Below are 21516 nucleotides of genomic sequence, written 5' to 3'. Positions count from 1 at the left end.
GTGGATGACCAGTACGGTCCCCGCGCTCGGAACCCGTACGGCCGAAGGCTCCGCCCTGCAGGCCGTGCTCCTCGACATGGACGGCACCCTGGTGGACACCGAGGGCTTCTGGTGGGACGTCGAGGTCGAGGTCTTCGCCTCCCTCGGCCACACCCTCGACGACTCCTGGCGTCACGTGGTCGTCGGCGGCCCCATGAGCCGCAGCGCCGGATTCCTGATCGAGGCCACCGGGGCCGACATCACACTCGCCGAACTCAGCGTGCTGCTCAACGACGGCTTCGAGAAACGCATCGGCCGCACCCTGCCGCTCATGCCGGGAGCCGCCCGGCTGCTCGCGGAGCTGTCCGCGCACGAGATCCCCACCGCCCTGGTCTCCGCCTCCCACCGGCGCATCATCGACCGCGTGCTGGCCTCACTGGGCCCCCATCACTTCGGCCTGACCGTGGCCGGCGACGAGGTACCGCGGACCAAGCCCCACCCGGACCCGTACCTGGCCGCCGCGGCCGGCCTGGGCGTGGACCCGGCCCGGTGCGCCGTCGTCGAGGACACCACCACCGGCGTCGCCGCCGCGGAGGCCGCGGGCTGCCACGTCGTGGCGGTGCCCTCCGCCGCCCCCATCACCCCGGCCGCCCGGCGTACGGTGGTCCGCTCGCTGGAAGACGTCGACCTGACATTTCTCCGCGGCCTGATGACACAAATGCGCTAGACGTTCACCCAGCGTGCGGCGGCGTTAACGCGGCAATTCCCGGAACATCCCGGCGTGAGAACCCGGGAGACAACACGAGGAGCGGCGCGTGAATTACGGCCACCGCGAACGGCCGAATTGTGACCCGCACCCACCACCATGCATGTGTGACGTTTGACACGTTGTCAGGGGTCGACAGGCGGGCGTAGGTGTGCTTCCTCGCGCTTGGCGAACGTTGTCGAGGCGCCCTTGTGTCCCGATTGGTGAAACGCTGCACTAATCCTTCCACTGTCGGGTTTTCGGTGCGTCCACACCCGGTTTCGCTCCGTGATGAGCGCTCAACTCCGGTGGCTGCGAACCCCCGTACGGGCGCGGACTAATCTCGTCGCGAGAACATCGGCCACTACCCCCGTGATCCGCCGCGACACCCCTGCATGCCGGATACACGGACCGACAGCTCTGGAGAAACTCGAGCATGAACCGCAAGACTTTGGTGCTGCCGGCCGTCGTCGGCCTGCTCGCGCCGGTGCTCGCCGCCTGTGGCGGGTCCGACAGCGGCAGCGGCGGCGGGGACGCGATCGTCGTCGGCACCACGGACCGGTTCACCGCCTCGGAGGAGGCGCCCGCGCCTCTCGACCCGGCGTTCGCCTACGACGTCGGCCTCTGGAACATCCTGCGTCAGACCACGCAGACCCTGATGATCCAGCCTCGTGGCGACGGTGAACCCGTACCCGAGGCAGCCGAGAAGTGCGGATTCACCGATACCGGAAACGAGCGCTACGCCTGCACCCTGCGTGACGGCCTGAAGTTCGCCAACGGCGACGCCATCACCGCGGAGGACGTGAAGTACTCCATCGAGCGCGCCCTGTCCATCAAGGCCGACAGCCAGGTGTACGCCCTGCTGTCGACCGTCGACACCGTCGAGACGCAGGGCGACCGCGAGGTCATCTTCCACCTCAACACCGCCGACGCCACCTTCCCGTACAAGCTGTCGACCCCGGTCGCCGGCATCGTCAACAAGGACGACTACGAGAAGGGCAAGCTGCGCGAGGGCTTCGAGCTGGACGGCTCCGGGCCGTACACGATGAAGGCCGAGACCGACGGCGACGAGATGACCAAGGCCGTGTTCACCAAGAACCCCAATTACAAGGGGAGTCTCGAGGTGAACAACGACAAGGTCGAGGTCGTGTCGTTCAACGACGCCGAGGCCATGGGCGCCGCGCTCGACAAGGGCGACATCGACGTGATGACCCGCGCCATGACGCCGGACCAGATCCGGAAGCTCTCCAACTCCACGGACAGCAACGTCGACCTCATCGAGGTGGCCGGCCTGGAAATCCGCTACCTGGGCTTCAACACGGACGCGCCGACGGTGAAGGACAAGGCCGTCCGCCAGGCGATGGCCCAGCTCATCGACCGCAGCGCACTCGTCTCTCAGGTCTACGGCTCCCAGGCCGAGCCGCTGTACTCGATGGTCCCCGCCACCATCACCGGTCACTCCAACTCGTTCTTCAACAAGTACGGCGACCCCAGCGTGCCCAAGGCCAAGGCGATGCTCGAGGATGCGGGCATCAAGACGCCGGTGAAGCTGACGATGCACTACACGACGGACCACTACGGCGCCGCGACCAAGCAGGAGTTCGAGCAGCTCCAGAAGCAGCTGAACGACAGCGGTCTCTTCGACATCGACATCGAGGGCCAGCCCTGGGACAAGTTCCGCCCGGCGGAGCTGGACGGCGAGTACGACGTCTTCGGCATGGGCTGGTTCCCCGACTTCCCGGACGCCGACAGCTTCATCGCGCCGTTCCTCGACAAGGACAACACCCTCAACTCGCCCTACGCGAACCAGGAGATCCGCAACACCCTGATCCCCGAGTCCCGTCGTGAGGCCGACCGGCTCTCCGCCGTGGACAGCCTCAACCGGATCCAGGAGATCACCGCGATCGACGTCCCGGTGATCCCGCTCTGGCAGGGCAAGCAGTACGTCGCCGCCAGGGACGACATCACGGGCACGGCCTACCTCCTCAACTCCTCCTCCACCCTCCAGGTGTGGGAGCTGGGCCGGGGCGTGAGCGGCTGACCCCGCCGGACGAAATCCCGAAGGGCGCCCCTCCGACGAGGAGGGGCGCCCTTCGGGATTTCGTCACGTGCCCGTGCGCAGCGAGCGCGGCGGACTACTGTGCGCCGGGGCGCACCAGACCGCTCTCGTAGGCGTACACCGCCGCCTGCACCCGGTCGCGCAGGCCCAGCTTGGTCAGCACATGACCCACATGCGTCTTGACGGTGGTCTCGCTGACGAAGAGGTCGGCGGCGATCTCCGCGTTGGACAGACCGCGCGCCACCAGCTTCAGCACCTCCACCTCACGCTCCGTCAGCGTGTGCAGGGTGTCCGGCACCGGCTCCTCCCCGGAGGGCAGGTGCGTGGCGTACTTGTCCAGCAGTCGCCTGGTGATGCTCGGCGCGAGCATCGCCTCGCCGTTCGCCACCACGCGGATCGCCTGCACCAGTTCGCCCGCCGGGGCGTCCTTCAGCAGGAACCCGCTGGCGCCCGCCTTCAACGCCTCCACCACGTACTCGTCGAGGTCGAACGTGGTCAGCACCAGCACCTTCGCCGGACCGTCCCGCTCGGGCCCGGTGATCTGCCGGGTCGCCTCCACACCGTCCATCCGCGGCATGCGGATGTCCATCAGCACTACGTCGGGCTGCAGCGCCCGCACCTGGTCGAGTGCCTGGAGGCCGTCTCCGGCCTCGCCGACGACCGCGAGGTCCTGCTCCGCCTCCAGAATCATGCGGAAGCCCGTGCGCAGCAGCGGCTGGTCGTCGACCAGTAGGACGCGGATGGCCACGTAAGTCTCCTTCGCTAGTCCGGCCCCATTCTGCCCTGCTCGGTGTTGCCGGACTCGGCCGCCCTCACCGGCAGCGGGTAGGGCGGGGGAGTACCGCCGAACTCCGGGCAGTGCGCCTGGTGGTCGCACCAGCCGCACAGCTTGGTGGGACGCGGCCGCCAGTCACCGGTTTCCGTCGCGAGCCGGATGGCCTCCCACAGTGCCAGCAGCTTGCGCTCGACCCGCTCCAGGTCGGCGAGGACGGGGTCGTAGGTGAGCACGTCACCACTGCCGAGGTAGACGAGCTGCAGGCGCCGCGGCACGACCTTCTTCAACCGCCAGACGACCAGCGCGTAGAACTTCATCTGGAACAGCGCATTCTCGGCGTACTGGGGCCGGGGCGCCTTGCCCGTCTTGTAGTCGACGATGCGCACCTCACCGGTGGGGGCGACGTCGACCCGGTCGATGATGCCGCGCAGCCGCAGCCCGGAGTCCAGCTCGGCCTCGACGAACAGCTCCCGCTCGGCGGGCTCCAGCCGGCTCGGATCCTCGAGGGTGAACCAGCGCTCGACGAGCCGCTCCGCTTCGCTCAGCCACTGTGCCAGACGCTCGCCCTCCGGGTCGTCCGCGAACAGCTCACCGAGCTCCGGCCGACTCTCCCGCAGCCGGTCCCACTGGCCCGGGACCAGCGACTTCGCCCGCGGCGCGGTGCGCTCGGCCGCCGGAGCGTCGAAGAGCCGCTCCAGCACCGCGTGCACCAGCGTGCCCCGTGTCGCCGCCTCGCTCGGCTTCTCCGGGAGGCGGTCGATGACCCGGAACCGGTACAACAGCGGGCACTGCATGAAATCGCCGGCCCGGGAGGGCGAGAGCGACGCGGGCGCCGTGGCCACGGGCGCTGGGGCCGCGGCCGGTACCGCCGTGTCCGTCACCGCGTCCGCGTGGTCCGCCGCCGTCACCGTCGGCCCGGCGGGTGCGCCGGTGTCCTCGGTGACATCCCCGATACTCGTCTCCATGCCCACAGACCCTACGGCCCGCCACTGACAGTCACCCAGCCCGCGGTCGTGACCCGTGCGACGGAAGGGAACCAGGGGGGTGCCGGGGCGGAACGGGCCGCGGCGGACGCATACCATCGACACGAGTACCCTCCCGCCCGGCAGGCGCGGGAGACGCTTCGAACGAGGGGACACCGTGGACGTGAGCGGCGGGAGCGGGCGGCCGCGGCCCGGCAACGACGAGTCGGCCGAGCCCCAGGCAGAACCCACTGCCCCGGCCTCCGGCTCCGCCCGGCCGGAGCCCGCGGACACCGGCCCGCCCGGAGAACGGTCCGCGGACCGGCCGGGGCCGGCGGACGAGCACCACGGACAGCCCGTCCCGACGGTGCCCGAGCCCACCGGAGCCCATCCGCCGACGGGAGACTCCGGAACCCGAGCCCCGAAGCCGGGAGCCCCAGGAACGCCGGACACCGAGCCCCCCGGCCCCGAGCCGCAGGGTTCCCGGACCCCCGCCCCGGGGGCGGGGGTTTCCGGGACACCGGGCCCCGGGACGCCCGAGGCCGTGGCACCTGAGGCCAAGAAGCCCGAGACCGGGGCCCAGGGGGCGAGGATGCCCGGCGCCACCCGCCCCGACCCCCACACCGACGGCGGAGCCGGGCCGGGGAAGCCTCCGCAGCGCAAGCCCGAACCCGGGGGCGGGCTGCTGATGGGCCGAGCCTTCGGCGTACCCGTGTACGTCGCGCCCAGCTGGTTCCTGGTCGCCGCCCTGATCACCTGGGTCTTCGGCGGACAGCTCGACCGCGTGCTGCCCGAGCTCGGCGCCGCCCGCTACCTGGTCTCCCTCTTCTTCGCCGTCGCCTTCTACGCCTCCGTCCTGGTCCACGAGTTGGCCCACACCGTCGCCGCCCTCCGCTTCAGGCTCCCGGTGCGCCGCATCCAGCTCCAGTTCTTCGGCGGCGTCTCCGAGATCGAGAAGGAGGCCGAGTCCCCCGGCCGGGAGTTCGTGCTGGCCTTCGTGGGCCCCCTGCTCTCCCTGGTCCTCGCCGGCGTCTTCTACGCCGCCCTGCTCCCCGTCGAACCGGACTCGGTCCCCGGCGTCCTGCTGGCCGGCCTGATGATCTCCAACCTCCTGGTGGCCGCCTTCAACCTGCTGCCCGGCCTCCCCCTCGACGGCGGACGCATGCTCCGCGCCGTCGTATGGAAGATCACCGGCAAGCCGATGAGCGGCACCATCGCCGCCGCGTGGATCGGCCGCGCCCTCGCCATCGCCGTCCTGATCGGCCTGCCCCTGCTCACGCAGTCCCTCGGCTCCGACGCCGCGGACGACGTCGGCATGGACACCGTCATGGACGCCCTGCTCGCCGCCATCCTCGCCGCGATCATCTGGACCGGCGCCGGGAACAGCCTCCGCATGGCCCGCCTGCGCGAACACCTCCCCGAACTGCGCGCCCGTGCCCTCACCCGGCGCGCCGTCCCCGTCCCGGCCGACACCCCCCTCTCCGAAGCGCTGCGCCGCGCCAACGCCTCCGGGGCCCGCGCCCTGGTCGTCGTCGACGCCGACGGCGCCCCCGTCTCACTGGTCCGCGAGGCCGCCATCGTCGGCGTACCGGAGCACCGCCGCCCCTGGGTCCCGGTGAGCACCCTGGCCCAGGACCTCACGGACGGCATGCGCGTCTCCGCAGAGCTGTCCGGCGAGGAACTCCTGGACGCCCTGCGCGCCAACCCGGCCACCGAGTACCTGGTCGTCGAGGAGACCGGCGAGATCTACGGCGTCCTCTCCGCGGCCGACGTCGAGCGCGCCTTCGTCAAGGCCATGGCCCGCCCCTCCTGACCATCGGCCCCGACACCGGAGCGGCCCACCGGCCCCGACAACCGGCCCGATCACCGGCGTGGTCGGCGGCCCCGCCCGGGACCGGTAGGCTGGTCACATGTCCGAACCGACCGGTGCCGCCCGCAGGCGCGGGCCCTTCAAGGTCGGGGACCAGGTTCAGCTGACCGACCCCAAGGGCCGCCACTACACGTTCACGCTCGAGGCCGGGAAGAACTTCCACACCCACAAGGGTTCCTTCCCCCACGACGAACTGATCGGCGCTCCCGAGGGCAGCGTTGTCCGCACCACCGGGAACGTCGCCTACCTCGCGCTGCGCCCCCTGCTCCCCGACTACGTCCTTTCCATGCCCCGCGGGGCAGCCGTCGTCTACCCGAAGGACGCGGGACAGATCCTCGCCTTCGCCGACATCTTCCCCGGCGCACGCGTCGTGGAGGCCGGCGTCGGCTCCGGCTCCCTCAGCAGCTTCCTGCTGCGCGCCATCGGCGACCAGGGCATGCTGCACTCCTACGAGCGCCGCGAAGACTTCGCCGACATCGCGAAGCAGAACGTGGAGCGCTACTTCGGCGGCCCGCACCCCGCCTGGCAGCTCACCGTCGGCGACCTCCAGGACAACCTGTCCGACACCGACGTCGACCGCGTCATCCTCGACATGCTCGCCCCCTGGGAGTGCCTGGACGTCGTCAAGAAGGCACTCGTGCCCGGCGGCATCCTGTGCTGCTACGTGGCCACCACGACCCAGCTCGCCCGGACCGTCGAGTCCATCCGTGAGATCGGCTGCTTCAACGAGCCGACCTCCTGGGAGACCATGATCCGCAACTGGCACGTCGAGGGACTCGCCGTCCGCCCGGACCACCGGATGATCGGCCACACCGGCTTCCTGCTCACGGCCCGCCGTCTCGCCGACGGCGTCGAGCCGCCCATGCGTCGACGCCGCCCTGCCAAGGGTGCCTACGGCGAGGACTACGACGGTCCCAACGCCGGCGGCGGTTCCGGCCGCTGAGACGGCCCGGTGCCGCGTACAACGTACTGACGCCGTGGTGGAGTTCCCGGGCCCGTCCGGGAACTCCACCACGGCGTCGCCATGTTGCCGCGCCCCGACGACAGGACGGCAGGGGCGCCGGGACCACGAAGGCGACGGGACGCAGGGCCACCGACGACGGGAGCGCCACCGGACCCGGAAAAGGCGCCGGGTACCCACCCCGCCGTTCCCCCGCACTGTGACGTGTGGCACGATGCTGGCCACCCCCCGCCGGCACAGCCCTCACAGGAGACACTCCTCGTGCAGCACCCCGCCGTTCCGGACCTGTCCCACACGCACACCCGCCCGATCCACTGGGTCGCCACCGCCACGGCCCTCGCCGCAGTGGTCGCCCTCTCCTCGGTCCTGCAGCCCGACGCCGCGACGGCGGCACAGCCCCCCGGCACCGAACAGAAGGACACCCCCGCGCACACCGTGCCGCCCGACCCGGCCGCCGTGGCGTTCCCGCTGGAGTGCGGCCCGGTCAAGGCCGTGGTGCAGAAGAAGTCCTCCGGCGACCTGGACGGCGACGGCCGCCCCGAAACGGTGGCCGTAGTGCACTGCGACGCGCCCATGGGCACCCCGCCCGACGCCGTGTACGTCCTCACGCGAGACGCCGACGGCGGCGAGCCCCGCGTCGTGGCCACCCTCGTGGACCCGGCCGACCGCCGGACGGTCACCGACTTCGCGGTGCGCGGCGGCGGCGTCCACGCCACACTGCTCGGCTACTCCTCGGCCGACGTACCCAGTTGCTGCCCCGACGTCACCGACGTGGTGAAGTGGCATTGGAAGAACGGCACGTTCGTCCGCGACACGCCGTCCCAGGCACGCACCGTATGACCGATGCCCCCTGCGCAAATAGCGTGACCCTACCGACAGCGGTCACTCAGCGTGCGGATCGAGTGACATTTCGGTCACTCCGCGTCCGGGCCGTAGACTTCGGCCCTGTCCGAAACACGACGCACATGGATGCACTCGCCCGGACACTCCTTCGCCGAGTCGACCACGTCCGTGAGAAGCGGCAAGGGCACAGGCGTTGCCGCCCCCGGACTCTGCAGAAGCTCGTCGTCCCCGCCCTTCACATAGGCCAGACCATCGATGTCCAGCTCGAACACCTCAGGCGCGTACTGGGCACAGATGCCGTCACCGGTACACAGGTCCTGGTCGATCCAGACCTCCAGAGCCTCGCCGTCGACTCCGGCCTCCTGCTGCACGCTCATCTCTCCTGCCGTTTCCTGCGCCGGGCCGACCGGGAATCCGGCCAGCTCTGACGGGTGTTGAACGCTTCGACCCTACCTTCGCCTGGGTTCCATCCACGTTCCGTGGGTATTCCCCTGGCGTGAGGGAGAGCGCAAGGGTGAAGATCGGACACACCCCGACAGTCTTTGTGATCTAGGGGTTTCAATCGACACCCACCCAGGTAGGGTCTGGAAGCGTCCAGCTCCCCTTGGAGGAGGTGAGGACCGTGGCAGCCCACGACGACGACATGAACCGCGGCATCCGCCCGGGACGCGGGTCCGACGACCCGGCCGGGCAGGTGGCCTACCTTGAGCAGGAGATCGCCGTCCTGCGACGCAAGCTCGCCGAATCTCCGCGACACACGAGAATCCTCGAAGAGCGGATCGTCGAACTGCAGACCAACCTGGCCGGCGTGTCCGCCCAGAACGAGCGACTCGCCAGCACTCTCCGCGAGGCCCGCGACCAGATCGTGGCCCTCAAGGAGGAAGTCGACCGGCTGGCCCAGCCACCGGCGGGTTTCGGCGTCTTCCTGCAGGCCAACGAGGACAGCACCGCCGACATCTTCACCGGCGGCCGCAAACTCCGGGTGAACGTCAGCCCGAGCGTCGAGCTCGACGAACTCCGACGCGGCCAGGAAGTGATGCTCAACGAAGCACTCAACGTGGTCGAGGCCATGGAGTACGAGAGCGTCGGCGACATCGTCACCCTCAAGGAAATCCTCGAGGACGGCGAACGCGCCCTGGTACTCGGGCACACCGACGAAGAAAGGGTCGTGCGGCTCGCCGAGCCGTTGCGGGGCGTCACCATCCGCCCCGGCGACGCCCTTCTGCTCGAACCCCGATCCGGCTACGTCTACGAGGTCGTCCCCAAGAGCGAGGTCGAAGAACTCGTCCTCGAAGAGGTCCCCGACATCGGCTACGAACAGATCGGTGGCCTCGGCGGACAGATCGAGATGATCCGCGACGCGGTCGAGCTCCCCTATCTCTATCCCGACCTGTTCAAGGAGCACGAGCTGCGTCCCCCCAAGGGCGTCCTGCTCTACGGACCCCCCGGATGCGGCAAGACACTCATCGCCAAGGCGGTCGCCAATTCACTGGCCAAGAAGGTCGCCGAAGTGACCGGCCAAGCCGCCGGCAAGAGCTTCTTCCTCAACATCAAGGGACCCGAGCTCCTCAACAAGTACGTCGGCGAGACCGAGCGGCAGATCCGCCTCGTCTTCCAGCGAGCCCGCGAGAAGGCCAGCGAGGGCACCCCCGTCATCGTCTTCTTCGACGAGATGGAATCCCTCTTCCGCACCCGCGGCTCCGGCGTCAGCTCCGACGTGGAGAACACCATCGTCCCGCAGCTGCTCGCCGAGATCGACGGCGTGGAAGGCCTGCAGAACGTGGTCGTCATCGGTGCCTCCAACCGCGAGGACATGATCGACCCCGCCATCCTGCGGCCCGGCCGACTCGACGTGAAGATCAAGATCGAACGTCCCGACGCCGAAGCGGCCAAGGACATCTTCGGCAAGTACCTCACCGAGCGTCTCCCGCTGCACGTCGACGACCTCGCCGAACACGACAAGGACAAGGCAGCCACCGTCCAGAGCATGATCCAGACGGCGGTGGAACAGATGTACGCCGAATCCGAGGAAAACCGCTTCCTGGAAGTCACCTACGCCAACGGCGACAAGGAAGTCCTTTACTTCAAGGACTTCAACTCCGGCGCCATGATCGAGAACATCGTGGGCCGCGCCAAGAAAATGGCGATCAAGGACTTCCTGGAAAAGAACCAGAAGGGCCTTCGCGTCTCCCACCTCCTCCAGGCCTGCGTGGACGAGTTCAAGGAGAACGAGGACCTCCCCAACACCACCAACCCGGACGACTGGGCCCGCATCTCCGGAAAGAAGGGCGAACGGATCGTGTACATCCGTACGCTCGTCACCGGAAAGCAGGGCGCGGACACCGGACGCTCCATCGACACGGTGGCCAACACAGGTCAGTACCTGTAAAAGGAAGGGCGGCTGCGGGTCCCCTCAGCGGGTACCCGCAGCCGACTGCTTTCCGGAGCCCCGACTGGAGCAAGGCAATGCCGCAAATGATCTCCCCACCAGCGCAAAGGCGTTCTAGGCTCTTCCATACCGCCGAGTCGCGCAGTGCGGGGACGGGCACCGCACACGCATCGGAGCGCCAGCGGTACGCGAGCGGCGCCCACCACGGGCACCGCCGGGCAAGGAGGGCCGCATGACCGTACGGCGAGTAATGGGCATCGAGACGGAGTACGGGATCTCCGTCCCCGGCCACCCCAACGCCAATGCCATGCTCACCTCATCCCAGATCGTCAACGCCTACGCGGCGGCGATGCACCGGGCCCGCCGGGCCCGCTGGGACTTCGAGGAGGAGAACCCGCTGCGGGACGCGCGAGGCTTCGACCTCGCCCGAGAGGCCGCCGACTCCAGCCAGCTCACCGACGAGGACATCGGCCTCGCCAACGTCATCCTCACCAACGGAGCACGGCTCTACGTCGACCACGCCCACCCCGAATACAGCGCTCCGGAGGTCACCAACCCCCGCGACGCCGTCCTCTGGGACAAGGCCGGCGAACGCATCATGGCCGAAGCCGCCGAACGCGCCGCCCACCTGCCCGGCGCCCAGCCCATCCACCTCTACAAGAACAACACCGACAACAAGGGCGCCTCCTACGGCACGCACGAGAACTACCTGATGAAGCGGGAAACCGCCTTCTCCGACATCGTGCGCCACCTGACGCCCTTCTTCGTCTCCCGCCAGGTCTTCACCGGCGCCGGCCGCGTCGGCATCGGACAGGACGGCCACGAACACGGCTTCCAGCTCAGCCAGCGCGCCGACTACTTCGAGGTCGAGGTCGGCCTGGAGACGACACTGAAGCGCCCCATCATCAACACCCGCGACGAGCCCCACGCCGACGCCGAGAAGTACCGGCGCCTCCACGTGATCATCGGCGACGCGAACCTGTCGGAGATCTCGACCTACCTGAAACTGGGCACGACGGCCCTGGTCCTGTCCATGATCGAGGACGGCTTCATCGCCGTCGACCTCGCCGTCGACCAGCCCGTACGGACCCTCCACCAGGTATCGCACGACCCGGCGCTCAAGCGCCTGGTCACCCTCCGCAGCGGCCGCACACTCACCGCGGTCCAGCTCCAGATGGAGTACTACGAGCTGGCCCGCAAATACGTGGAGGAACGCTACGGCGCCGACGCCGACGACCAGACCAAGGACGTCCTCGGCCGCTGGGAAGACACCCTGAACCGGCTCGAGAACGACCCGATGAGCCTCGCCGGCGAACTGGACTGGGTCGCCAAGCGCGAACTCATGGAGGGCTACCGGCGCCGCGACGACCTCGACTGGGACGCCGCCCGGCTCCACCTCGTCGACCTCCAGTACGCCGACGTACGGCCCGACAAGGGCCTCTACAACCGACTGGTGGACCGCGGCCGCATCAAGCGGCTGCTGGACGACAACGAGGTCGAGCGGGCCCGCACGAAGCCGCCGGAGGACACGCGCGCCTACTTCCGCGGGCGCTGCCTGGAGCAGTACGCGGACGACGTCGCGGCGGCCTCCTGGGACTCCGTGATCTTCGACCTGCCGGGGCGGGACTCCCTCCAGCGGGTCCCAACCCTGGAACCGCTTCGCGGAACGCGTAATCACGTCAAGGAACTGCTGGACCGTTGCCGTACCGCGGAAGACCTGGTCAAGGTCCTGACCGGCGGGTGAGTGGACGGAACGGTACACGAACGAGACCGGCGGACGGGGTGGAAACCCACCCCGTCCGGGAACCATCGAGATGGCCCCCGTTCGTTGGAGAAACGCGGGGCCGATGTCGGACCCGGCTTGTAGGGTCTGATCTTGACCGAGCAACTGTGTCGGGCGAACCGAGCGGGGTGAGGGTTATGGCGACCAAGGACACCGGCGGCGGACAGCAGAAGGCCACGCGGTCCACCGAGGAGGTCGAGGAGCAGGCGCAGGACGCGCAGGCCTCCGAGGACCTCAAGGAACGCCAGGAGAAGCTGAACGACGACGTGGACTCCGTCCTGGACGAGATCGACGATGTGCTCGAGGAGAACGCAGAGGACTTCGTTCGCTCGTTCGTTCAAAAGGGCGGCGAGTAGCCTTCGAAATGAAGGCTGCAACGGGCGGGCGCTTGTCGATCGAAGAATCTGGTAGGCGTTGCTCGCGGTGCAAGGACCATAAGCCGCGGGCAGCGTTCGCACGGAACAAGGCGATGCGTGACGGGCTGCATGCCTACTGCCGAGAGTGTGCTGCGGCCTGTCACCAAGAACGCCAGTTGGCCAAGGGGCGCAACGTCCGCCCGCGAGTGGACGTGCCCGAGGGACATAAGCTCTGCCGGACGTGCGGGGATATCAAGCCCCACAGCGAGTGGACCCGGAACCGCACAGCTCCAGATGGTCCGGCGACGCTCTGCAAGTCCCGCGAAGCGGCGCAGGGGCGAGCAGGTCGTCCGAAGCGCCAGTACGGAAGCACCGAAGCGGAACGTGATGCCCTGATCGCAAGTCAAGGCGGCGTCTGCTGCATATGTCTTGCGGCCCCCGCCGCACATGTGGATCACTGCCACGGGACGGGTAGGGTCCGTGGCGTACTGTGCTTCAGCCGCAACGCAGCCCTGGGGCAGTTCAAGGATCGGCCCGATGCCATAAGGCGGGCTGCAGCTTACGTGGAAGGAATCGCGTGGAAGCCAACACTCGTAGCACCGGGCGTCTACCAGCTGCCTTCCTGACGCCTGGGTCCTCCTCCTTCATGGACTTCCTCGGCGAGCACCAGCCGGAGCTGCTCCCGGGCAACCGGCAGCTGCCGCCGGTGCAGGGTGTCGTCGAGGCGCCGCACGGGACGACGATCGTGGCGGTGACGTTCCCCGGCGGTGTGGTCCTCGCCGGTGACCGGCGGGCCACGATGGGCAACATGATCGCCCAGCGGGACATCGAGAAGGTCTTCCCGGCCGACGAGTACTCGGCGGTGGGCATCGCGGGTACGGCGGGACTGGCCGTGGAGATGGTGAAGCTGTTCCAGCTGGAGCTGGAGCACTTCGAGAAGGTCGAGGGCGCGCAGCTGTCCCTGGAGGGCAAGGCGAACCGTCTGTCGACGATGATCCGCTCGAATCTGGGCATGGCGATGCAGGGGCTCGCCGTGGTGCCGCTGTTCGCGGGGTACGACGTGGATCGCGGCCGGGGGCGGATCTTCTCGTACGACGTGACGGGCGGGCGGTCGGAGGAGCAGAGCTACGCGACCACCGGGTCGGGGTCGATCTTCGCCCGTGGTGCGATGAAGAAGCTCTACCGGGAGGACCTGACCGAGGAGCAGGCCACGACGCTCGTGGTGCAGGCGCTCTACGACGCGGCGGACGACGACTCGGCGACCGGTGGTCCCGACGTCGCGCGCCGGATCTACCCGATCATCACTGTGATCACCCAGGACGGCTTCCGCCGGCTGAGTGAGGACGAGGCGTCTCAGCTCGCCCGTTCGGTGCTGGAGCGGCGGCTGGAGCAGCCGGACGGTCCGCGGGCCGCGTTGCTGTAGCGGGCGCGGTCGGTCGTGTTGTCAGGTGGTTCGGTGACTTCTTCAGAAAGGGACGGATAACCGGTGTCGACGCCGTTCTATGTCTCACCCCAGCAGGCGATGGCGGACCGGGCGGAGTACGCCCGCAAGGGCATCGCCCGTGGCCGCAGCCTGGTCGTGCTGCAGTACGCCGACGGCATCGTGTTCGTCGGTGAGAACCCGTCCCGTGCGCTGCACAAGTTCAGCGAGATCTATGACCGGATCGGTTTCGCGGCCGCCGGTAAGTACAACGAGTACGAGAATCTGCGCATCGGTGGTGTGCGCTACGCCGACCTGCGTGGTTACACCTACGACCGGGATGATGTGACGGCCCGCGGTCTGGCCAACGTCTATGCGCAGACGCTGGGCACGATCTTCTCCAGCCAGGCCGAGAAGCCGTACGAGGTGGAGCTGGTCGTCGCCGAGGTCGGTGACAGCGCCGACGGGGATCAGATCTACCGGTTGCCGCACGACGGTTCGATCGTGGACGAGCACGGTTCGGTCGCGGTCGGGGGTAACGCCGAGCAGATCAGCGGGTACCTGGATCAGCGGCACCGTGACGACATGACGCTGGCCGAGGCGCTGAAGCTGGCGGTGCAGGCGCTGTCGCGGGACACGAACGGCAGTGAGCGGGAGATTCCGGCGGAGCGGCTGGAGGTCGCGGTGCTGGATCGTACGCGGCCGCAGAAGCGGAAGTTCAAGCGGATCGTGGGGGCTCAGTTGTCGCGGCTGCTGGATTCGGGGGCCGGTGCCGGAGCTGCCGAAGACCTGTCTCTGCCGGACGAGGACGAGGGCGGGGACAAGGGCGAGGAGTAGCGGGCGGCCGCTGCCGAGAGCTTTGGAGCGGCGTCGGGCCATGTGCCCGGCGCCGTTCAGTCTTGCGGTGGCGGTGCTGTGGAGCCCCGTACGACCAGGTGTACCGGGATGTCGCCCTCCTGGGGCGTCTGTCCCTCCATGACCGCCAGCAGGGCGTGCATTCCGCGTTCGCCGAAGAGTTCCGCGTCGAGGCGCACGGTGGTCAGCTCGGGGTCGATGGCGGTGGCGAGGCCGAGGTCGTCGAGGCCGGTGACGGACAGGTCGTCGGGGACGCGGAGTCCGGCCCGGCGGGCGGCCTTGTAGGCGCCTGCCGCCAGTTTGTCGTCGTCGCAGACGAGTGCCGTGGGCCGGGGGCCGGGGGCCGCCAGGGCGGTCTCCGTGGCGGCCTGGGCGCCTTCGATGGAGATGGGGGCGTGGGCCGTGCGCAGGGTGGTGCCGGGGGTGCCGGCGAGGCGTGCGGCCAGTTCGCGGGCGCGGATGTCGAAGGTCCAGGACGGGACGTCGGCGGCGAGGTGCAGGAAACGGCGGTGGCCGAGGGCGAGCAGGTGTTCCGTGACTTGGCGGATGCCGTCGGTGATGTCGAGGTTGACCGTCGCGGCGCCCAGGCTGCCTTCCGGGTCGCTGTCGAGCATGACGAGGGGGAGTTGGTCGCCGCGGATGGCGGTGAGTGCGTCGGCGGCCATGGAGGAGGCGATGACGCCGTCGAGGGCGGCTCGGGCGGAGGCGAAGGGGTCTCTCGCGGGGCCGACGCCCTCGGGGGATGGGTAGAGGACCACACCGAAACCGTGTTCGGCGGCGATGCGTGCGGCGCCGGTGTAGACCTCCGCGAAGAACTCGGTGGTGAGTGCGGGCACGACCAGGAGGACGGTGCGGGTGCGGCCGAGGCGGAGGTTGCGAGCGGCGAGGTTGGGTCGGTAGCCGAGTCGGTGGGCGGCGTCGCGGACCCGTTGTGCGGTGGGTTCCGAGACGCGGCCGCGCCATTTGTCGCCGAGGACGAGGGAGACGGCGGCCTGGGAGACGCCGGCGGCTTGGGCGACGTCCCGGCTCGTGGGGCGGGTGCTGCCTCGTGCCACCGTTCGCCTGCGCTTTCGTCTGGACTCGTGAACAGCCGCCATGGTACGTATGACGGGACACGTTATACGTAAAACTTCACGGGGTCCGTTCGGAAGGGGCTGGTCGTGGTCGCCGGGTACCTGGACATTCTTCGGGCGCGGCACGCCGTCCGGCTGCTCGTCGGGACGCTCGTGGGGCGGCTGCCGAACGCGACGGCGGCGATCGCGATCGTGCTGTTCGTGCGGGCGGAGGGCGGTTCGTACAGCCTCGCGGGTGCGCTTGCCGCGGTGTACGGCGTCGCCAACGCCGTGGGCCAGCCGGTGCTGGGGCGGCTCGTGGACCTGCACGGGCAGCCGCGGGTGCAGTTGCCGGCCGCGGTGCTGTCGGCGCTGGCCATGGGCGTCTTCGCCTTCTCCGGGACCGGGCAGGTCGCCGTCGCGTACCTCGCCGTGGGTGCCGCGGGGCTGTTCACACCGCCGCTGGAGGGCGGCCTGCGGGCTTTGTGGCCCAGCGTCCTGCGCAAGGAGGACCAGGTCCACACGGCGTACGCGATGGACGCCGTGGCCCAGGAGGTCATGTTCACCGTCGGGCCGCTGCTGGTGACGGTGTGCGTGTCGCTGTGGTCGCCGCAGGTGGCGCTGCTGGTGCTGAACGTGGTGGGTGTCCTCGGGGCGCTGTCCGTGGTGGTGTCTCCGCCTTCGCGTGCGTGGCGGTCGGCGCCGCGCCAGGCGCACTGGCTGGGTGCGCTGCGTTCGGCGGGGCTGCTGGCGTTGCTGGGTGCTTTCCTGTTCATCGGGATGGCGCTCGGTTCCATCACGGTTGCCTCCGTGCCGTATGCCGACGACCACGGTGGCGACGCCGTGTACGGCTGGCTGATGGCGGCCCTGGGGCTCGGTGCGCTGATCGGGGGAGCGGTGTACGGGGCCCGGCAGTGGACGGGTGACCCGGCGCGGCGGCTGCGGCTGCTGGTGGCCCTGCTGGCGGTGTGCTACCTGCCGTTGACGCTGACGCCGGGCGTGGTGGCCATGGTGCTGCTCACCGTGGTCGCGGGTGTCTTCCTGGCGCCGTGCATCGCCTGCGCGTTCGTCCTCGTCGACCTGCATGCGCCGCGGGGCACGGTGACGGAGGCGTTCTCGTGGCTGGTGACGACCTTCACGGTGGGCGCCTCGGTGGGGACGGGCCTGGCAGGGCCGGTCGTGGAGCACGGCGGGGCGCAGTGGGGGTTCGCCGTGCCCGCGGCGGCCGGCGGTGTGTCGCTGCTCGTCCTGCTGTGCACCGGAGGGGTCCTCACAGTTCCCGCGAGGGCAGCGGTGGTTGCGGCTTCATCGGAAAATGATCCGAACCGTGCCGTCGAACCCCGTTTCAGTTCGGGTCATCAGGCGTAATGTTCAGTCATGGACCGCCGCATTTTCGGGCTGGAGAACGAGTACGGCGTCACGTGCACGTTCAGGGGACAGCGCCGCCTGTCGCCTGACGAGGTGGCGCGGTACCTCTTCCGCCGTGTCGTGTCATGGGGCCGCAGCAGCAATGTCTTTCTGCGCAACGGGGCCCGCCTCTATCTCGACGTGGGATCGCATCCGGAATACGCCACACCCGAATGTGACAACGTGATCGAACTCGTCACCCACGACAAGGCGGGCGAGCGCATTCTCGAGGGACTCCTGGTGGACGCCGAACGACGCCTGCACGAGGAGGGAATCGCGGGCGACGTCTACCTCTTCAAGAACAACACCGACTCCGCGGGCAACTCCTACGGCTGTCACGAGAATTACCTCGTGGCCCGGCACGGGGAGTTCTCGCGGCTCGCGGACATCCTCATCCCGTTCCTGGTGACGAGGCAGTTGCTGTGCGGTGCGGGCAAGGTGCTGCAGACGCCGCGGGGCGCCGTGTACTGCGTCAGCCAGCGGGCCGAGCACATCTGGGAGGGCGTCTCCTCGGCGACGACCCGTTCGCGGCCCATCATCAACACCCGCGACGAGCCGCACGCGGACGCCGAGCGCTACCGGCGTCTGCACGTCATCGTGGGCGACTCGAACATGTCCGAGACGACGATGCTGCTCAAGGTCGGTGCCACCGACCTGGTGCTGCGGATGATCGAGGCGGGCACCGTGATGCGTGACCTCACTCTGGAGAATCCGATCCGGGCGATCCGTGAGGTCAGCCATGACATCACCGGGCGGCGGAAGGTTCGCCTGGCGAGCGGCCGGGAGGCTTCCGCTCTGGAGGTGCAGCGGGAGTACTACGAGAAGGCCGTGGACTTCTGTGAGCGTCGCGGTATCCGCACCGGCACCGTCGAGCGCGTGCTGGAGCTGTGGGGCCGGACGCTGGACGCGATCGAGACCGAGGACCTCGACCGCATCGACACCGAGATCGACTGGGTCATGAAGTACAAGCTGCTCGAGCGGTACCGGGCCAAGCACAACATGACCATGTCGCATCCGCGGGTCGCGCAGATAGACCTCGCGTACCACGACATCCACCGCCGTCGTGGTCTTTACTACCTGCTGGAGAAGAAGGGGCAGGCCGCCCGAGTCGCCAACGACCTGAAAATCTTCGAGGGCAAGTCCGTGCCGCCGCAGACCACTCGGGCCCGGCTGCGCGGTGACTTCATCCGGCGCGCTCAGGAGCAGCGTCGGGACTTCACCGTCGACTGGGTCCATCTCAAGCTCAACGACCAGGCGCAGCGCACCGTGTTGTGCAAGGACCCGTTCCGTTCGGTGGACGACCGGGTGGAAAAGCTGATCGCCGGGATGTGAGCCGGGCGGGCCGGGCGAAAGGGTGAGACGCACGTTTCCCCCGTGAAGGGGCGGAACGTCACAGGGGCACCGTACGTTAGCCGTACGGTGCCCTTCTCACGCCGTAGAGTTGCGCGCACGCCGTCCATGACATGTACACCGATCGATACCGATACGAGGCCCCCACCGTGCGCCGACGCTCCCTCCTCATCGCCGTTCCCGCCGGACTGGTCACGCTCGCCGCCTGCGGCGACGAGGACTCCGGCTCGAGCAACGCCGGCGACAGCGCGACGCCCGAGGCGTCGGCCACCTCGGCGGCTCCGGCTCCGAAGATCGTCGACGGTCCGTTGCCGGCGATCACCGCGGGGACGAAGTTCGGTGAGAAGCCGACCGTCGCCAAGGGCAGCGGGGAGCCCTCCAAGGACCTCGCGGTGAAGACGGTCATCGCCGGCGGCGGCAAGGCCGTCGCGGAGAACGACTTCGTGTCGGCGGACTACCTGGGCCAGGTCTGGCAGAGCGCGAAGGTCTTCGACAACTCCTACGACCGCAAGACCCCTTTGATCATCCAGCTTTCCCAGGACAGCATCATCGACGGCTGGCGGTACGCGCTCACCGGCAAGAAGACCGGCAGCCGCGTCCAGTTCTCCGTGCCACCCACCTGGGGGTACGGCGAGCAGGGCAACGAGCAGGCGGGCATCAAGGGCGACGACACGCTGGTCTTCGTGGTCGACGTGCAGGACACCTTCAACGCCAAGAGCTCGGCCAAGGGCAAGAAGGTCCCCCAGGACGACGCCGCGCTGCCCGAGGTCGGCACCGACACCGACGGCAAGGCGCCCTCCATCGAGGTGCCGGAGGCCGACGCGCCGAAGAAGCTCGTCGCCGAGTACGTGCTGGAGGGCGACGGCGCGGAGGTCGGCGCCCAGGACACCGTGCTCGTGCAGTACAAGGGCGTGGTCTGGGACGGCGGCAAGGAGTTCGACTCGACGTACGGCAGGAAGCAGCTGACGTCGTTCTCGCTCCAGCAAGTCGTCAAGGGCTGGGCGCAGGGGCTGACCGGCAGGAAGGTCGGCAGCCGCGTCCTCATCGTCATCCCGCCGGACCTGGGGTACGGAGACAACCCGCCGCAGGGCAGCGGCATCGAGAAGGACTCCACGCTGGTGTTCTCCGTCGACATCCTCGCGAAGATGTGACGCCCCGGAGATGTAAGACTTGGGGACGTTGCCTTTCCGCAGACAAGCAGGAGCTGAACACGTGAGCATCGACAAGCCCGAGGTCGACTTCCCGGGCGGCGAGCCCCCGGCGGACCTCGAGATCAAGGACATCTGGGAGGGTGACGGCCCGGTTGCCGAGGCCGGTCAGACAGTGACCGTCCACTACGTGGGCGTGACCTTCAGCACGGGCGAGGAGTTCGACGCCAGCTGGAACCGCGGTACGCCGTTCCGCTTCCCGCTCGGTGGCGGCCGCGTCATCGCGGGCTGGGACCAGGGCGTGCAGGGCATGAAGGTCGGCGGCCGTCGTCAGCTGACCATCCCGCCCCACCTCGCCTACGGCGACCAGAGCCCGACCCCGGCGATCCCGCCCGGCTCGACGCTGATCTTCGTGGTCGACCTGCTCGGAGTCTGATCGGAGTCCGAAGTCCGATCGATGTCCGAGGGACAGCGATCAGAGCCGGTCACCTGGGGTCCATGCCTGTCCGGGCATGGGCCCTCGGCTTTTGCCGGGCCACCGCGGGGCGGTACGGTCATCCGTCGTAAGCACCATAGGGAGAAGGGCGTCGATGGCCATTGCCAAGGCCGAGCGGCTGATGAACCTGGCGCTGTGTCTGCTGGGGACGCGGCGGCCACTCAGCAAGCGTGAGCTGCGCCAGTCCATCGAGGCCTATCTGGAAGCGGGCTCCGACGACTCCTTCAACCGGATGTTCGAGCGGGACAAGGACGACCTGCGGGAGCTCGGGCTGGTCATCGAGACCGTCGAGAGCCTCGAGGGCGAGGTGGGCTATCTGGCCCGCCGCGACAGCAACCGCCTGCCGCCGATCACCCTGGACGCCGAGGAGGCCGCCGCGCTGGGGCTCGCCGCCAAGGTGTGGCAGCAGGCCCGGCTGGCCGGTGCCGCGAGCGGTGCCCTGCAGAAGCTGCGGGCGGCCGGTCTGCCCGAGGACGTCGACCCGTACGAGGCGCACAGCGCGCTGGAGCCCCGTATCCCGGTGCACGAGGCGGCCTTCGAGCCGCTGATGCTGGCCTGCCGCGACCGCCGTCCGGTCGTCTTCGACTACCGCAAGGCCAACGCCGCCCAGCCGGAGCCCCGGCATGTGGAGCCGTGGGCGCTGGAGTGCTGGCGCGGCCACTGGTACCTGGCCGGCTTCGACCGCGATCGCGGTGCGGAGCGGGTGTTCCGGCTGTCGCGGATCACCGGCAGGGTGCGTTCGCGCGGCGCGCGGTTCTCCGCGCCCGTGCCCGACGTCGTCACCGTGCGCGAGACGGTCGCGAGCTGGGCCGGGGAGACCGCCGACCGTTCCGCGCTCATCCGGCTGCGCACGGGCGCCGGCTACCCCCTCCGGGCGAAGGCCACCGCGGTTCGGGAACTCGGTGACGGCTGGGACGAGTTGGAGATTCCGTACGGGCACGGCCTGGACGCCTGGCTGGTGGAGTTCGGGCCGGACGTGGTGGTGCTGGAGCCGGCGGAGTTGCGCGCGGACGTGGTGGACCGGCTGCGTGCCGTGGCCAAGGGCTGAGGGGGAGCGGACAACACT

The 21516-nt window shown here is 69.2% G+C and carries 20 protein-coding genes; 16 read left to right on the top strand and 4 right to left on the bottom strand.

The features are described 5' to 3' along the window. The first annotated feature begins 4 nt into the window (after positions 1 to 4). Both IE142_RS22380 and IE142_RS22375 read left to right on the top strand, forming a co-directional pair. Positions 5 to 706: an HAD family hydrolase gene (locus tag IE142_RS22380; RefSeq protein ID WP_191887392.1), complete on the top strand. Its 702-nt coding sequence runs from the start codon at positions 5 to 7 to the stop codon at positions 704 to 706. Between the two features lie 454 nt (positions 707 to 1160). After that, complete coding sequence (locus tag IE142_RS22375) at positions 1161 to 2765, top strand: ABC transporter substrate-binding protein (protein WP_191887391.1); 1605 nt, start codon at positions 1161 to 1163, stop codon at positions 2763 to 2765. A gap of 94 nt (positions 2766 to 2859) precedes the next feature. Here IE142_RS22375 and IE142_RS22370 read toward each other — a convergent pair whose 3' ends face one another. Both IE142_RS22370 and IE142_RS22365 read right to left on the bottom strand, forming a co-directional pair. Next, positions 2860 to 3531 carry a response regulator gene (locus tag IE142_RS22370; protein ID WP_019325237.1) on the bottom strand — a complete coding sequence of 224 codons (672 nt, stop codon included), beginning with the start codon at positions 3529 to 3531 and terminating at the stop codon, positions 2860 to 2862. A gap of 14 nt (positions 3532 to 3545) precedes the next feature. Next, positions 3546 to 4523, bottom strand: a complete 978-nt coding sequence (locus tag IE142_RS22365; RefSeq protein ID WP_191887390.1) for a RecB family exonuclease — start codon at positions 4521 to 4523, stop codon at positions 3546 to 3548. 175 nt (positions 4524 to 4698) lie between these two features. Here IE142_RS22365 and IE142_RS22360 point away from each other — a divergent pair, with 175 nt between their 5' ends. From IE142_RS22360 to IE142_RS22350, 3 genes are all read left to right on the top strand, one after another. Then, complete coding sequence (locus IE142_RS22360) at positions 4699 to 6333, top strand: site-2 protease family protein (protein ID WP_191887389.1); 1635 nt, start codon at positions 4699 to 4701, stop codon at positions 6331 to 6333. 97 nt (positions 6334 to 6430) lie between these two features. Then, positions 6431 to 7333 carry a tRNA (adenine-N1)-methyltransferase gene (locus IE142_RS22355; RefSeq protein ID WP_043374834.1) on the top strand — a complete coding sequence of 301 codons (903 nt, stop codon included), beginning with the start codon at positions 6431 to 6433 and terminating at the stop codon, positions 7331 to 7333. 279 nt (positions 7334 to 7612) lie between these two features. Then, complete coding sequence (locus IE142_RS22350; protein ID WP_191887388.1) at positions 7613 to 8191, top strand: hypothetical protein; 579 nt, start codon at positions 7613 to 7615, stop codon at positions 8189 to 8191. A gap of 74 nt (positions 8192 to 8265) precedes the next feature. On the opposite strand, the gene IE142_RS22345 is transcribed toward IE142_RS22350, so the two are convergent. Next, a complete protein-coding gene (locus IE142_RS22345; protein WP_191887387.1) occupies positions 8266 to 8571 on the bottom strand; it encodes a ferredoxin in 306 nt (101 codons plus the stop codon). 245 nt (positions 8572 to 8816) lie between these two features. Between IE142_RS22345 and arc the strand changes: the two genes are divergently transcribed. The 6 genes from arc to prcA all read left to right on the top strand — a co-directional run bounded on the left by arc (position 8817) and on the right by prcA (position 14979). After that, positions 8817 to 10583, top strand: coding sequence for a proteasome ATPase (arc, locus tag IE142_RS22340; protein WP_043377224.1), 1767 nt, complete (start codon positions 8817 to 8819; stop codon positions 10581 to 10583). Positions 10584 to 10815: 232 nt separating this feature from the next. Next, on the top strand, positions 10816 to 12327 hold the full coding sequence (gene dop, locus IE142_RS22335) for a depupylase/deamidase Dop (RefSeq protein WP_368857238.1): 1512 nt from the start codon (positions 10816 to 10818) through the stop codon (positions 12325 to 12327). Between the two features lie 176 nt (positions 12328 to 12503). Next, entirely contained in the window at positions 12504 to 12722 is a 219-nt protein-coding gene (locus IE142_RS22330) for a ubiquitin-like protein Pup (protein ID WP_043374843.1), read from the top strand. Positions 12723 to 12730: 8 nt separating this feature from the next. Beyond that, a complete protein-coding gene (locus IE142_RS22325; RefSeq protein ID WP_191887386.1) occupies positions 12731 to 13348 on the top strand; it encodes an endonuclease VII domain-containing protein in 618 nt (205 codons plus the stop codon). After that, positions 13300 to 14145: a proteasome subunit beta gene (prcB, locus tag IE142_RS22320; RefSeq protein WP_191887385.1), complete on the top strand. Its 846-nt coding sequence runs from the start codon at positions 13300 to 13302 to the stop codon at positions 14143 to 14145. The genes IE142_RS22325 and prcB overlap by 49 nt, the downstream gene beginning before the upstream one ends. A 63-nt stretch (positions 14146 to 14208) precedes the next feature. Beyond that, entirely contained in the window at positions 14209 to 14979 is a 771-nt protein-coding gene (prcA, locus tag IE142_RS22315; RefSeq protein WP_107476808.1) for a proteasome subunit alpha, read from the top strand. Positions 14980 to 15035: 56 nt separating this feature from the next. Here prcA and IE142_RS22310 read toward each other — a convergent pair whose 3' ends face one another. Next, positions 15036 to 16052, bottom strand: a complete 1017-nt coding sequence (locus tag IE142_RS22310; protein ID WP_191887384.1) for a LacI family DNA-binding transcriptional regulator — start codon at positions 16050 to 16052, stop codon at positions 15036 to 15038. A gap of 105 nt (positions 16053 to 16157) precedes the next feature. On the opposite strand from IE142_RS22310, the gene IE142_RS22305 reads away from it, so the two are divergent. The 5 genes from IE142_RS22305 (at position 16158) to IE142_RS22285 (ending at position 21498) form a co-directional block, all read left to right on the top strand. Next, a complete protein-coding gene (locus tag IE142_RS22305) occupies positions 16158 to 17417 on the top strand; it encodes an MFS transporter (RefSeq protein WP_191887383.1) in 1260 nt (419 codons plus the stop codon). A 9-nt stretch (positions 17418 to 17426) separates the two neighbouring features. After that, entirely contained in the window at positions 17427 to 18788 is a 1362-nt protein-coding gene (pafA, locus tag IE142_RS22300; protein WP_043374854.1) for a Pup--protein ligase, read from the top strand. Between the two features lie 167 nt (positions 18789 to 18955). Further along, positions 18956 to 19957 (top strand): FKBP-type peptidyl-prolyl cis-trans isomerase, encoded by a 1002-nt coding sequence (locus IE142_RS22295; protein WP_191887501.1) that lies wholly within the window; start codon positions 18956 to 18958, stop codon positions 19955 to 19957. Between the two features lie 61 nt (positions 19958 to 20018). Further along, on the top strand, positions 20019 to 20390 hold the full coding sequence (locus IE142_RS22290; protein WP_100047305.1) for an FKBP-type peptidyl-prolyl cis-trans isomerase: 372 nt from the start codon (positions 20019 to 20021) through the stop codon (positions 20388 to 20390). Positions 20391 to 20544: 154 nt separating this feature from the next. Next, positions 20545 to 21498 carry a helix-turn-helix transcriptional regulator gene (locus IE142_RS22285; protein ID WP_043374861.1) on the top strand — a complete coding sequence of 318 codons (954 nt, stop codon included), beginning with the start codon at positions 20545 to 20547 and terminating at the stop codon, positions 21496 to 21498. Positions 21499 to 21516: the final 18 nt, after the last annotated feature.

Origin of the sequence: Streptomyces mutabilis (assembly GCF_014649815.1) — a bacterium.
Lineage (GTDB): Bacteria > Actinomycetota > Actinomycetes > Streptomycetales > Streptomycetaceae > Streptomyces > Streptomyces mutabilis.
The sequence above is the reverse complement of the archived record's forward strand: the minus strand, read 5'-3'. Positions and strand labels throughout refer to the sequence as shown.